This window comes from Pseudoalteromonas sp. MSK9-3, from assembly GCF_003590335.1.
Lineage (GTDB): Bacteria > Pseudomonadota > Gammaproteobacteria > Enterobacterales > Alteromonadaceae > Pseudoalteromonas.
Genome location: NZ_MIET01000046.1, coordinates 244,826 through 259,966, shown reverse-complemented (window position 1 = coordinate 259,966; position 15,141 = coordinate 244,826). Strand labels below are relative to the sequence as shown.

The following is a 15,141-nucleotide window of genomic DNA, read 5'->3' as shown; positions in this document are numbered from 1 at the left end:
CGTGTTTGGGCTATCTCACAGTAATATACTTTTTAACGGCTCTTTTTTGGTAGCCTTAAAACCAATTATTATCATTAGCTTGCTCATATCTTTGACCGTCAATGCAAGCAATGAAGATATCGAACGCGTGTTAGACGAAGCAGAAGATTACCTAATTGTTAAGCCTTCTCACTCTCTCACATTACTCAATAATATATCTGACTTATCATCACACTCTGACACAATGATAATTAGGTGGCATATTTTAACGCTGCGGGCATCCGTATCTATGAATCAGTTAAGTAATATGGATGATTCAATCGCAAAATTGATCACCTATGAGCAATCAAGTTATTTCAAAAGCAACCTTGTTACCATTTTTAGTGCCATCGGAATATGGTTAAGACGCTCAGGATACCCTCACTATGCAAATACCAGCCTGCACTGCGCACTTACATTCGCTAAGAGCCCAAAGCATCGATTAGCACTATTAAATAGTAAGGCACTGGTTGCACGTGATTTAAAGCAATACCAACATGCGCAATCACTGTATAACCAAGCAACACTCATAGCCAGTAAGCATAACAATCAAATTAAGCTTGCAACAATTGACAATAATTTAGGCGCTATTGCACTAGACAACCAACAATATGACTTAGCAGAAAAGTATTTCAAACACGCGCTAACAGGGCATCAAAATGAAGATAATAGGTCAGGTCATATTACCGCGGGACTAAATTTACTATTTTTATATGCGCTACAAGATCAAACGTTCAACTATCAACGCCTATACGACCCAATTTCATCTCTAACTTATGCGTTCCCGAGCAAAGCAAAGCGTGCGCTGCTGTTTTGGATCCACACAACATATAGTGCCAATGGAGGCCCAGTTACAGATAATCGCCTCAAAAAGCGTTTAATCAGCGAGTTTGAACTATTGGAAAGTCGCCGAGTAAAACAACTTGTTAAAGTCTATTTAGCCGACAAGCTAAACGTTGAGGTGCGTATAGCGAAGAAACCACAACCAAGGAAAATTAACCTAAGTATAATTACCAGCATGCCTTTTTGTAACTGGAAAAGCGCAAAGCCACAATAAGCCTTGCGTCAAATTCATCAGTACCATGAGCCTGTTCTTAGGTGCACTTTAATCACTCACGTTGAGTAATTAAATCTGATAACACAATATTATTATTGTTATCTCGGCTACCTCTTATTATCTCATCGTTGTTAAACGTCACACCCGATTTAAGCAAACGGTCATACAATACGACATTCACGGTTGCTGCTAAGTTCATACAGCCTTGAGTTGGCACATAGATCACGTCCTGACACATTTTCAGTGATTCTTTCGTCAATGAACCATCTTCAGGACCAAACATATAAAAAGCACTTTTAGGATGCGTGTATTCAGTCAGTGGCCTAGCACCCTCTATCAATTCAATTGCGACAGGGGTTGCGCCTAATGGGATCATAGACTCCAACGTGTCGGCACCAATCAGTGGGATATTCTGGTAGACCTTTTTAGTGTCGGTTGCAAACTTACGCGCATTGTCAAAACGCTTACCGGTGTAAAATACTGAGTTAACCCCATAGCATCCAGCAGCTCTCATTACCGCCCCAACATTACTTGGACTTTTTGGGTTAGTTAACCCAATACATGCAAACCCATTATCGAACATAAATGCCTCTATCTACTTCGGTTTCTATACCAATTCTAAATCGACTCAATGCAAATGTTTCACCCGCATTAAAATATGCGCAAATTTACACTAATTTTCTTAATAGATCGATAAGTATAGGCTTATCAATGACGCCGCTGTCTATGCTATGATCTTCATATGATAGATAAAGAATGTACAGATAAAGATGAATTTAGACCTGTTTTGGCAAACCATCACCATTGATGTTGAGACTGATGAAAAGAATATCCACCTAAAATCACAATTAGAAACCCTATCTAACGACGATATTAAAGCCTTTGATACACACTATAACGCACAACTTAGGCGCTTATGGCACTGGGATATTTGGGGCGCGGCTTATGTAACATGTGGCTGTAATACAGAGTATGACTTTTTAGACTTTTGTAACTGGATCTTAACTCAAGGCCCCGATGTGGTAGAGAATATTATCACTAACCCTGATTCACTTAGTTCATTAGCAAAAATGCCCTTAAAAGACGCATTACCCTATCCATACAGTGATGAGTTAGATTTAGTGGCGGGCTTATTATACGAAGAAAAAACTAACGAAGAGCTGCCTTACCACAACGTAGTTAACTTTGCGCCGCAAGGTAAAAAGTTTAAAAGCAAACCTAAATTATTAAAACAAACGTACCCTCAGCTTTTTGATAAATATTGGAAAAATAAATAATTACTTCAAACGGCTCGCGCAACTTGCATACAACATAGCTCGCGCGAGCGATGAAGCCATCAAAATACTATGCGCTACTCATCAAACACATGAATATAGCCGTCTAAATCAGGGACCAATACTTGCCCGTTAACAATACTCGGACTCGCATATACTCCACCATGTACAAACCCCTCAACTCTTTTAGGTTTATATTGCCAAAGTAAAGACCCTGAAGCAGCATCTACTGAATAAAACCCAGATTCAGTATTATACCAACCAGGTTCATCGTGACCAACTGCGCCGATATACACCTTGCCATTTTTAACCAGAGGCTTGCCCCATGACCAACCTTTTGTTTCAAAAGTCCATATGACGTCACCATTCGTGGCGTCAATTTTTAATAAAATATTTGCATCTGAGCTACCCAGATAAAACGCATGGCCGTTTTCTGAAGGAGTCGCTGATGATTCAACCCAAGACCCGCCTGGCATTTCATACTGCCAGAGACCCTTGCCTGAATTCACATCTAATGCATAAACATGGGTATCCCGTGAACCAACAATGACCTTACTATCTATTACAGCCGGGCTTGATACTATGGGCCCGCCTGTTTCAAACTTCCAACTCAAATCACCCGTTGTACTATTTAATGAATAGACACTACCATCCCAAGACCCAAATATAACCTGCTTCTGATAGACTGTAGGCGTACTTCGGATCATGCCATTCGCCTTAAATGACCATTCAATTTTGCCAGAATCAATATCAACGGCGTATAAATTATTGTCACCGCTGCCAACATACACAATTTCATTTGAAACAGTAGGAGATGACTTTGTATAATCAAAATCCCAAGGTGCATGATTAGCAGGAAAATTACGAACCACCTCATCATCGTTTAATGATACACGCCAAAGTTCAGTTCCACTCCAACGATTAAGTGCGTACAAATAGCCGTCATCACTTGTAAAAAATAACTTATGGTTATGAATCGCAGCCTTAGAGCGTACTATCCCTTGTGTTTCAAATTGCCATGCCACCCTATTGCGATCTAGATTTAGCGCATAAAAGTTGCCATTATCAGACCCGAAATAAGCCGAAGCCCCTTTTACACTCATACTTCCCCAATTCTGTGACCCTATTTGGTAGCTTCGTAAGTAATCGCCACTTTTAGCATTGACGTGCCCCACTGAGCTTAAAAGCGCGATGGAGAAATAGCATAGTGGTTTTAATTTGCTTCGATTAAAAATTGTCATGTTTGTTCCTGTTATTGATTTTCAAGTGAAACATTACACATGACAAATACGATACGTCCTGAATCAAATCTAATTTGTTCTAAATAGTTCTTATATCACTGTTTTATAGACTTAAGTTTAGAGTTTTCAATAGTGAAATGAAATCTGGTTCATTATGAATCGCGGTAAATTTGGGATCGGTTGCTACCCACATCACCGAAGGTTGTCGTTGAGCAACTGCTTGCAGTAAATACGATATCGCCAATTTTGAGTCTCCAGCTGACACCGCATATCTGGCTAACGACATAGGAGGTGAATACTGTCCGATACTTAGTCGTTTCTGATCTACTCTGAGTAACCAAGTATACGCCCCTTTCAACCCTGTTTTAGTAAAGTTAGTCGATATTTCAGCAATATCTTCATCCGTATATCCACCTCTTTTCATCAACCAAATAAGCTCATTAAACGACTTTATTTCATCGCCCATCACTTCATACAAGGCTTGCAGGCAAACATGGTAATAATACGAGCCCTTCGAGTACTGTTTAAGCTTTTCTAGTTCTTTAAATGCCCGAGCAAAGTTGCCACTCATTAAGTACACCCATGCGACACTCTCACTTGAATACCCTGAAGGATCTAGTAACTGATACTGATTTATATGCTGCAAAGCCAATTTGAATTGTCTATGAGCAAGTAAAAATTGCCCATAGTGACTATGGCTATTAGCGGTTTTCAATGAGTGTTGAAAATGCTTGTCAGCTAACATGTGTTCACGCTCAAACAAAAAAAGACTTCTCGCTTTATACAAATGAGCTACTTTATTATCTGGGTGAAGGTTTAGTAGTTTTTTTAATGTATGATCAAATGCAATTCTATGCTCAGCTCTAATTGAGTCTCCCTGAATCGATTTTATAAAAAGCACACTCACTAACGACTCTAAAATAGACGCATTGTTAGGTTCTAATGCATCAGCGCTTTTAAGCAAAGACAATGCTTCGGTTTCTGAACCTGGATGGTTAGCGAGTAAATAACGGGCTTTAATTAGATCTTGTTTTACCTGATATGGCAGTTCGTGGCTTTTTTCACTAGCATAAAGCCCGGTTACCTTTACATAGTAAGCTGCACAGGCAACCACAACCATCATGCAAAAAAAACCAAGCTCCCTCACTTTATAACCCAACACACGCTGCCGTTTACCTATTGCAGGTTTTAGCCATAAATACCCTTTGCCAGAGATGGTCTTAATATACTCTGGGTTTCGCGCGTTGTCCTTTAGTATATTCCGCAAGCTATTTATCAAAACATATATAGCATCTTCGCTCACAACAGTATCAGGCCATACCGTATCTAATATGTCACTTTTCTTTACTACATTACCCGCATTGTCACTCAATAATGTCAATGCCACCACCTGCTTTTGTTCAAGCTCCAGTGTCTCGGTGCGGCTAATTAATCTACAAGTGGTTTTATCTAGCATCCACTTTTTACAAAGCTGAAGTTTCAAAAAGGTATCAATCCATTAAAGTTAGACTTAATTATAACATTCACGAATAACGCACATTTACTATGGTCCTAATTCAACATCGAAGTGCGCCACACTTTTAGCCTTACCGTCATGCACTATATTTTCCATTGCTACAAAAAAATGAATTTATAAGCCTGGCAGCAGGCTTTTCAATCCATCTGAATGATAAATAAGCAACACAGACACTTGAACTCAGGAATAAAATTAACTTAAACGCAATTGGCATTTCAAATGTATTAATAAACTGAATTATTGGCATATGCAGCAAGTATAACGAATATGAAATTTTTCCAAGGAAGTCTCCCGCTCGATTAGATAATAAACGATTATTATCAGGAACAAAGCAAACAACGCTAACAAATACTGCCGCCATGACGAACAAGACTTCATAGCTTAACCACATTCTCACCTTAGCATCTGACGACACTGGACTGAAATGAGGGTACATTAGTGGAATAAGTATCAGTGAAAAAACAAATATATTTTTGCGCAAGTATAAGGGGATATTCGCCGACTTGTAATGCATCCCTATCAATACACCCACTAGGAAATATGGCAGGCTTCTCATAAGGTGAAAAAAGTTATACGGAACGCCGTCAAAATCGCCATAAAAACGTGGAAAATTTGAGAAGAAAAGTATTATAAGCACTAAAGTAACAATTACATAAATATAACCACGCCGCCAGCACGCAACTTTCCATAGACCAATGAAAATTACATAAAACTGTATTTCGGGTGCAATAGTCCACAAAACACTTTCACCATATACAAACAGCAAATGGGCGATTAAGCTTTGCACCTCTGTTATTTCATACAGCCCTGTATATCCAAAATAGTGCATCGAATATGAACAGATAACCACCAGCACATACAACGGGACAACTCTGGCGATTCTTGAAATGACATAACGCTTTATATTCTCTTTGTCTGCCTTTCTATCGAAATAAAGGTGAGACATCAAGAAACCACTCAGTAAAAAAAACAACATCACGCCATATTGCCCAGCTCGCCCCCCTAGTGCGCCATCAAGCCAGCCTGTTACATCGCTAAAATGTGTTATGAGTACAATACTTGCGGCTAATCCGCGTAACGCATTAAGCTTGCGTATTTCCATAAAAATAACTCAATGAACTCCAATTGTATTCGAAATAAGTTCGCATCTTTATTCGCAGTATCGATATGTGCTGCATACCAAATTAAGATGTATAACCGTCACTGGAAAGTAACCCAAAACATTTTAAATCATGGTAACTTTCCTTCCAATAGCCACTTTGTCGCCTGATCCCCTCCAATTTAAAGCCAACATTCGCTAATACAGAACAAGAAGCTGTATTACCCTCAACAACATCAGCCTGAATTCTATGTATTGTAGAGCACGGTAATTCACCAGAAAATGCTATATGGACTATACTTTTTAATGCCTCAGTCATATAACCTTGATTCCAATAGTCTGGCATCAAATCATAACCAATCACAGCACTTCGCATAGCAACATTCCAAGAATTAAAACCACAGGTACCAATCAATCTATCTGAGTTTTTTAATCTAATGGCCCAACGAATCCCCAGCTTCTCCTCGAAACGTGCATTAAATAATCGGATAATTTTGGATGCTTGATCTAACCCAGTGAGTGTCTCTAGATCATAATACTCAGTGACGAGTGGATTAGAAAATAGTTCTAATATTTGCTCTGTATCTTTATCTGACATTGCAGTTAGGCTCAACCGCTCAGTAGAAAACTCAGGAAAACCCATAATATAACTTCAATCTGTTGATGTTTTCATAAGCCAACATTAACATAAACAACTAGGGAAATAACAATACGCCATAAAGTATTTAAAGCCAAATAAATATATAGTTACGGTCACTTGACTTAAACGTTATAACACACTCATCCATATAACGTTTAACCTATAACCAACACCACCTTTCCAGCTCTATTTAGCGGTACTCACATCTAGAAAAGAATAAAAAACGTGACTACAAAAAATAATGAATCGGAGAAAATTAAATTATCTTTATTTTTTAGAACGTACCTAGTACCAGCTATACACTTATTAGTCTATGTAACTAAAGCAACCTTTAGAAATAAACGCTAAAGTTCAAAAGCCAAGTTCAGTCATAGCTGCTAATACTAGTGGGCTATATTTTTTACTTAAAACTCCCTCAGTACTGATCACAGTACTGAACAAGAGGGCACCTTATTAAAAAACATTAAAACTATATTTAAATAATCAGAGAATTTCCGCATTAAAAATACAGGGCTAGGATATTAAAAATAAAAAGTATGTTTTACATCCACAACTCATCAAGTTATGAAGTAATCGTTGCCAAATTATTGCTGCATGAAGATATATAAGGGAAGAAGCAACTTCCCTTACTAAAGGGGGTTTTACCCGGTGATAATACGTAGCATTCTACGCAATGGCTCAGCCGCGCCCCATAACAATTGGTCACCAACGGTAAATGCACTGATATACTTAGGGCCCATAGTAAGTTTACGAATTCGTCCTATAGGAACATTTAATGTTCCCGTTATATTTACAGGTGTAAGCTCTTGTGAAGTGGTATCTCGGTCATTTTTAATAACACTAACCCACTCATTGTGTTCATCTAAGATCTGTTCGATTTTTTCGATGCTGATATCTTCTCGAAGCTTGATTGTTAAAGCTTGCGAATGACAGCGCATTGCGCCAACACGAACACATAGGCCATCAATAGGAATAGGAGACTTAGAAGACCCAAGAATTTTATTTGCCTCGACTTGTGCTTTCCATTCTTCTTTCGATTGACCACTTGGCATGGGTACGTCAATCCAAGGGATCAAACTACCAGCTAGGGGCACCCCAAACTGATCTTTAGGTAAATCATCCGCTTTAATCTTATTGGCAACAATCTTATCTATCTCTAAAATAGCCGAAGATGGATTAGCCAACTGTTGTGCAACCGAGCTATGAATTTCACCCATTTGGGTGATCAATTCACGCATATTTCGCGCTCCAGCGCCAGATGCAGCTTGATAAGTCATCGGGCTAACCCATTCAATAAGGTCTTGCTCGAACAGTCCACCGAGCGCGATCAACATGAGCGATACTGTGCAGTTACCACCCACGAACGTCTTAACACCTTGCTCAAGGCCTTGCTCAATGACATCTTTATTGACTGGATCTAAGACAATAATACTGTCGTCAGTCATTCTGAGCGCAGATGCTGCGTCTATCCAATACCCTTGCCAGCCGGTCTCACGCAATGTTGGATAAACCGATTTGGTATAATCTCCACCTTGGCATGAGATAATAATGTCCATCTGTGATAAAGCACTGACATCAGTCGCATCTAGCAAGGGTTTTGGTTCGCCAGCAAAGTCCGGGCCCAACTGACCAGTTTGAGAGGTCGTAAAAAACCGTGCATCTATATTATTAAAATCACCCTCAGCTTGCATTCTGTCCATTAATACAGAACCAACCATGCCACGCCAACCAACGAGTCCCACTTTATTCATATTATTTACCTTTGTGTAATTTATTTAGAGTCATTGCGTGAGTCTAGACGTCTAAAAGTATCAAATTACGTGGAGGACTACTAGCGTTTCTTTAATGCATAAAAGTTATTTCATATAAGAACCGACGTAACGTAATAATGAAACTGTTTGACTAATTAGGAGGCAAAGGTAAAAAAGTGTAATGACAATGCTTACTTATTGAATTTATTAGTTATAAATATAGGAAAATAAAGTACAAACTGCATCAAATAAAAAACCCCGCAAAGCGGGGTTTGGATACAACATGTAAAGGTTGTCCCAATCAAGCGCCAGTAGCGCTAAAAAAGAACTCGGGTCTCATTACTTGGTAGAAGTTATTATTATATCCAAGCGATTTGTACATCTTAAGTTAACAAGATGACAATGACATTAAGCATATGAACTTAATGTTTATTTTTGATGTGACGTACTATACAAAAGAAGGTTGTACTAGTCCATTTAAAATATGAATTTTATTTAAAAATATAGGGATTTTTGATTAGGGTCAAAAAAGCCGAGTATGAGACTCGGCTTTTTAACTTTTCTACCGTTAAGATCTAAAACTCGTAACTGTAGCTCACACTCAAGGCTGTACCAGACTCTTTATTTCGCACAGCATAACCAGATTGTGTTACTTCTTGATTTTCACCTAGTAAGTTCTTAACTTTAAACTTCACTTTAGAGTTAAAATCAGGGTACCAAGTATAAACCATATCTAGAGAGTGGAACGGTTCTTCAAACGCATCTTCGCGACCACCAATACCTGACGCCAAAATTCGCTCACCAAACACATTGTAAACTAGAGAACCACTGTGTTGGCCATCGGCCGAGTCATAGTTCAATTGCAAATTAACAACATATTTTGAATGACCCGTCATTCGTTTGGTTGGGTTGGTTAGGTTACCTGCAAACGCAGGGTCAATAGAGACTTCCGAGTCACTTAATGTAATGTTACCTGCAGTAAATAAGCCACTGGTGACATACGATAAATCATGCATCCATTCAGCTTCAATACCGTAGACTTCACCCTCATCACCATTAACAAACGTTGCAGTGTAATCTTCATCACCCACTTTTAATATTGTTTCAATAGGCGCTGTAATATCTTTGTAGAATGCTGCAACAGAGAAATTATCCCCGTTATCCATATAATACTCAAAGCGCGCATCATAGTTCTTCAAATCACTGCTTTTTAAGCCAGCAACACCGAACGTTTTAATATCTGTTAGCGGGTCAAAATATGCAACAGCAACTAATTCCCTCAAATCTGGACGAACTACGGTTTCCCCATAACCAAATCGAATTTGATAGTTATCATCGGCCAAATACGTTAACGATAGCGCGCTGAAGAAGTCGTCGTCGTTAACTGTGCCCGCTTCTATTTTATCAGCGTCGTAGAATATACCTTGAGTTATTCGGTCAAAAATCAAACTTGAGGTACCGATAGACACTTGTTTAAAGTCTTCATAACGAATACCGCCACTCACACGCCAGGTATTGTCAAAGAACACATCAAATTCAATATAGCCAGCATCTATTTTTTGTGCCGCAATGTAATCATCAGCACTTGGTGCTGTTGGTTCGTTAAAGCTCAATAAAAAGTCATTGTTACCAACAAATTCGTCGTTAAGGTAATCTGTTAAGCCAAGCACTCCATCATCAGAGTTTATCGGAATTGATATACCAGTTTCATTATTCACGACAAAACTAGATGTGTTGTAAACTCGCGCTCTATCTGTAAAGTCATATCCTGCTTTTAACGTAACTTCTGTTTTACTAAACGTCAGTGGTAGCGTTACATTACCACTGTAAGACTTAACATAGTCTTCCATATCAGTAAAGTTATAGGTAACCCGATTATCATCTCCGGTTACAATCGAGCCTTCATATTGACCCGCTTCGTTATAGCTATCAATAAACTTATAATCGATGTTGGTCGGAATATCCGTCTCTGCCGTAGACTCAGTGTACTGCCAGTCAAAGCCAATGCCACCAAGATCTAAAAATGTATGTTGGCCAATCACTTGATCAATATCGAGTGTTCGCTCTTCATAATTAAACTTATGTTGCCTTTGTGCCTCGCCTGTACCAAAAACCGTTCTAACAGTACTGCCGTTAGGGCTTTCAAGCACTGCAAGCTCAAGTTCATCTTCATTATCTTCGAGGTAAATCTTCGAATAGGTAATGCTGTGCTGATCTAATTTATAGCCGATGTTAAACACACCATTAATGCGCTCATTTTCTGTCGTCACTTGTGAGTTTTTAACGGTAACATAACAAGAGTTAGACGCATCATCAGCACTATTTAATGACGAACTACAGCCATCTTGTAAAGAGTCATCCACTACCGCAGTTCTGCGGTCACTGTAGTTCCAATCCTTATCATAGGACGCGGCCAACATCGCGCCGATTGTGCCACCAAAATACGGTTCTTCAAAACTGTCACCAATATTTACTTTTATGTCATAGTTGGGCGACAAGGACTCTTCTTTTACTGTAATGTCTCGTGGTAACGACAGTAACAAGGCTTTGTTTACTTGAGTAGCTTGTTCAGCACGCGTTTGCGTATCTGTTCCAGTTAACATATCTTTATCTACGATCGCGCCTAAGCTAAAATCGCCGCGATACCGAACAACACCTTGTTGTAATGATTCAGGAATACCGCCCTCACCCCTGTCATAGGTAAAGCCGTCGGTTGCATTGGAGTTTTGACCAACTCCAATTTCAATACCCGCTGTAAATTCAGTAGGAACAGATTTGGTTCTAATATCTATGTTACCGCCACCGAACGCTGCTGGCATAGACGGAGAATATGCCTTTTGTACAGCCAAACTTTCGATGATACTGGAAGGGAAAATATCGAGTGGGACAACATTACGGGTCAAATCAGGGCTCGGAACCGACGCACCATTAAGTCTTGCACTTGAGTATCGTTCACCCAAACCACGTACATACACGAACTTGCCGTCAACGAGCGTCAAACCTGTTACACGACGAAGTGCCGATGCAACATCGCTGTCGCCAGTTCGAGATAACTGCTCTGCCCCCATGATATCGGCAACGAACGCTTGATTTTTACGCTCTTCAATTACCGCAGCCGCACTGCCTTGCAGGCGATTACCAACAGCGACAACCTCTTCAATAGTTTGATCTTCTACTGCGAAAGTTGGCACTGACACACCGACCATAAGCGTAGTACTTACAGCAAGCGCTATTTTTTTTAGTTTAATGTGTTTATTCATTTTCATTCCTGCCAAAAATCATAAAAAAGGCGCAACCACTGCGCCTACTTTTTTGATAACAACCTAACCTTTACAATTAGTCGTTGTTAGCAGCCGTTACTGCTTTTTGAACCCACTTATACCAATCGCTTGATGTATCAGCGCTCGATACTGCACCGATATAGTTAACAGGCGTAAAGAAGCTATCATTTAACGCACTCAAGTCGTTCGCTTGAACTGTAATCGCAGTAGATGCAGCGTTTGTAGAAAACCCATCTGCTGCTAACACATCTTGTGCACCGTCAAGTACTAAGCTAGACCCTGCGTTTTTGAACCACTCTTCCTTCACTTCACCATTTGGTAATGGGTCAGAACCAGACTTAAAGTTACTTACACAAGCCATAACCGAGTTATGAAAGTTCAAAGTGTCAGCTTCGGCGTTAGCAGCTGCATCTGAATCTTTAAACTCTATACAATCAGTACCATTAGTGCCTTCTGCTTTAACAAACAAAGCATTGTAATATTGGCTCTTAATCGCATCATCAAATTTAGCAGCTTGAGAAGCGCCATTGTCTCGGATTGACTTGCCGTCTGTGGTTACAACCGTAACATTAGCAATATTTGGGTTAGAAGCTGGTACTTCACTGTAATCATCGCCGCCATTCTTCTCACCATCAGTTTCAAAACCATTGTTACCCATAAAGCCTTCCGTACCTGCAGGGATTAGCGCTGGATTACCGTCTTCATCTTGGTACGTTACGTCTTTCTTAGTTTTAATTGTGCCGTGCTGAACGTAAATGAACTGTGCTTTACCTTGCCAACCTGCATCAATATCAATCGCATCATCTTGTGTGTCAGTAACAACAATATTTTTGATTGTTGACGCGCCACCAAAAAACTCTATACCATCATCAAAACCCTGATGAACGTGAATATATTCGAAGCTTGAGCCAGAACCAACAGCATTAAGTGTTAATGAGTTTAAGTCATCTCCCGGACCACCATCACGCGGGCCTGAACCTGCATACCAAATGTTAGCGTATTTAATATGGCCACTGCCATCAGCGTTATCAGAACCGCCGAAATGGCTAGAGATACCTTCAGCGTCAGCGTTACACGTATTTTCAGCGCGCTGTGCATTGGTACATTGGTTTGTTAAGCCTTTACCATTAATGATAATACCGCCCCAATCCGCAAACTGTGGTCCAATGTTCGCCAAATCAAACGCTTCAATGGTATTTGCTGACGTAAATGAGATAGGCTTTTCCATTGTACCAATCGCATCAATCTTCGCACCACGTGCAATACGAATAATCGCTTCACCTGATGTGAACGCAAGAGTAGCACCTGCTTCAACTTTTAATGTAGGACCAGTATCTGGAACCGTACAGCCTGTTGTTGTGTTACAGTTTTTGCCAATTTGTAATGCGCCTTTAAATACGTGCGCGCCGTCATTTTCAAGATCTGTAAAAGTAATATCAGATTCAATCTCTAAGTTTTTTCCGGCAAAGTCTGTTCCATATACACAATGCGGTGCTTGGAAAGTACCTTGCACTTCAGTGCCCGATACAGTGCGAGCTGTACACGGATTAGCTGGTGCAACTGGGTCAGTAGGATCTGGAGTTGTTGGAGTATCGCCTGTGTTCGTGTTGTTTGTTGTATTGTTTGAGTTATTAACACTTGTGTCATTCACTGTCGGTGTTACTTCAATATCACCACCACAACCTGTAAGTGCCATTGCTGCCACAATTGCTGATACTTTAAAAACGTTTTGTAATTCCATTGCTAACTCCAATATTAGAAATATAAATTTATTATTTATGTGTTTAAATCTGATGAAGCTAAGGTAGATTAAATAAATGACAATCAGGTTACAAAAATAAAGTGTCATTAAAAGTTAATAAACATCAATTTAAAGTTATATATCAAATAAATAGTAAAAACGAAAAAAGCCACCCGAAGGTGGCTTTGGTGTTGCGATTATAAATTCACAGTAAAGCTTGCTTTAATGTTTCAGCATGCAGTTTTTCTTTTTTGACGTACTTGATCCATTGTTTTGCGAGCCTAGATGATTTTTTATGTTTTTCTGCTTGTTCGAAAGCCAGTATAGATGCATCAAAATTTGTCAAATTATACTGGGCCATTCCTAACGCAACATAAGCGTTGGCTTCAAATGTCAACTCACCTTTGTCTAACGCGCTTCGAGCAGCATCTGCAGCTTCATCGAAAAGCTCCAAATTAATATATATTTCGGCTAATCGCTGATCAAAATTACCGTGCTCTGACTGCTCACTCGCGCGCTCAAAAAACACAATAGCCCGTTCATCTTCTTTTGACTGGACAAGGGCTTCAGCAATAAATGCGTTATTCTTTGCATTATTTTCGACCACTTTTGACTCTTGCCCACGCTGTAAGACAAGGGCTGCTTTGTATGATAAGCCATTAAACATATACACTTGAGCCAGTTGCATATGCTCTGAACGTGACTTAACAAACCCTTGTTGATCCGCAGCCTCAAATATCGCTAACTGCTTTTTCTCTTCCCCAACTTCTCCATACATGCCAGCTAATTGCACCCAATAATTTGGCTTATTATATAAGTCAACCATTTTTTCAAGAACCGCAACAACATCTTTGGGTTGGTTAAGCGAATAATATAATGCACGTTGTAATACTAACCAATTTTCTTTTGGTACATCGCCTTTTGACTCAGACAATGATATTACGGAGTTAACATAACCGAGTGCTTTCTTATATTCTTTTAATTGATAATGAACCTGCCCCCTCAAAGTATAATAAGATTCAGGTATCGGTCTGTTATTTATTTTATCCCAGTCATCTAAATACTGACTCACTTTACGATAATTAGAATTTGCCATTGCTAACTGAGCTAGACTAAATGTGGTCGACAACCTAAGTGACTCAGGTATGCCCTCTTCAGCAACAACTAACTCAAATGAGTTTATCGCGTCATCTAACTTATTTTCGTTATAATAAATAAATCCATAAAAGTTATGCATCATAGCAATTTCATATGAATTCATACTCGACGATCTGTCTTTAATACTATCAAGCGCTTCTAAGCCAGCTTGTACATCCCCGTCGTCAGCTAGTTTTTGTGCTCGAGCAAGTTGGCTATATACCTTCTCACGTAGCGCGGGCACTCGCTTGGTTTTAGTTTCAGCATACACTATACCAATATCACTAATTGGCGTAAGTGATAACAAAGTTGGGCCGGCAATACCTGACACAAACAAGGCACTAAACAGTGCTAATTTTTTAAAAGTTTTCATAATCGCATCCTCA

Annotated in this window: 11 protein-coding genes; 2 read left to right on the top strand and 9 right to left on the bottom strand. The window is 39.4% G+C overall.

Annotation, left to right across the window (positions count from 1 at the left end; genetic code table 11):
- Position 1: 1 nt before the first annotated feature.
- Positions 2 to 1,075: a tetratricopeptide repeat protein gene (locus BGP78_RS19855; protein WP_119863018.1), complete on the top strand. Its 1,074-nt coding sequence runs from the start codon at positions 2 to 4 to the stop codon at positions 1,073 to 1,075.
- 52 nt (positions 1,076 to 1,127) lie between these two features.
- On the opposite strand, the gene BGP78_RS19850 is transcribed toward BGP78_RS19855, so the two are convergent.
- A complete protein-coding gene (locus tag BGP78_RS19850; protein WP_119863017.1) occupies positions 1,128 to 1,658 on the bottom strand; it encodes an RNA methyltransferase in 531 nt (176 codons plus the stop codon).
- A 187-nt stretch (positions 1,659 to 1,845) separates the two neighbouring features.
- Between BGP78_RS19850 and BGP78_RS19845 the strand changes: the two genes are divergently transcribed.
- Positions 1,846 to 2,352 carry a DUF4240 domain-containing protein gene (locus BGP78_RS19845; protein ID WP_119863016.1) on the top strand — a complete coding sequence of 169 codons (507 nt, stop codon included), beginning with the start codon at positions 1,846 to 1,848 and terminating at the stop codon, positions 2,350 to 2,352.
- Between the two features lie 74 nt (positions 2,353 to 2,426).
- On the opposite strand, the gene BGP78_RS19840 is transcribed toward BGP78_RS19845, so the two are convergent.
- From BGP78_RS19840 to BGP78_RS19805, 8 genes are all read right to left on the bottom strand, one after another.
- Entirely contained in the window at positions 2,427 to 3,590 is a 1,164-nt protein-coding gene (locus BGP78_RS19840; protein ID WP_119863015.1) for a PQQ-binding-like beta-propeller repeat protein, read from the bottom strand.
- Positions 3,591 to 3,693: 103 nt separating this feature from the next.
- Positions 3,694 to 5,073: a winged helix-turn-helix domain-containing protein gene (locus BGP78_RS19835; protein WP_147386102.1), complete on the bottom strand. Its 1,380-nt coding sequence runs from the start codon at positions 5,071 to 5,073 to the stop codon at positions 3,694 to 3,696.
- 109 nt (positions 5,074 to 5,182) lie between these two features.
- Positions 5,183 to 6,208: an acyltransferase gene (locus BGP78_RS19830; protein WP_119863013.1), complete on the bottom strand. Its 1,026-nt coding sequence runs from the start codon at positions 6,206 to 6,208 to the stop codon at positions 5,183 to 5,185.
- An 82-nt stretch (positions 6,209 to 6,290) separates the two neighbouring features.
- Positions 6,291 to 6,848, bottom strand: coding sequence for a GNAT family N-acetyltransferase (locus tag BGP78_RS19825; protein ID WP_119863012.1), 558 nt, complete (start codon positions 6,846 to 6,848; stop codon positions 6,291 to 6,293).
- A 638-nt stretch (positions 6,849 to 7,486) separates the two neighbouring features.
- A complete protein-coding gene (gene asd / locus BGP78_RS19820) occupies positions 7,487 to 8,596 on the bottom strand; it encodes an aspartate-semialdehyde dehydrogenase (protein ID WP_119863011.1) in 1,110 nt (369 codons plus the stop codon).
- Between the two features lie 575 nt (positions 8,597 to 9,171).
- A complete protein-coding gene (locus tag BGP78_RS19815; RefSeq protein ID WP_119863010.1) occupies positions 9,172 to 11,856 on the bottom strand; it encodes a TonB-dependent receptor domain-containing protein in 2,685 nt (894 codons plus the stop codon).
- A gap of 76 nt (positions 11,857 to 11,932) precedes the next feature.
- Positions 11,933 to 13,618: a hypothetical protein gene (locus BGP78_RS19810; RefSeq protein WP_119863009.1), complete on the bottom strand. Its 1,686-nt coding sequence runs from the start codon at positions 13,616 to 13,618 to the stop codon at positions 11,933 to 11,935.
- A gap of 205 nt (positions 13,619 to 13,823) precedes the next feature.
- Positions 13,824 to 15,128, bottom strand: coding sequence for a lipopolysaccharide assembly protein LapB (locus BGP78_RS19805; protein ID WP_119863008.1), 1,305 nt, complete (start codon positions 15,126 to 15,128; stop codon positions 13,824 to 13,826).
- Positions 15,129 to 15,141: the final 13 nt, after the last annotated feature.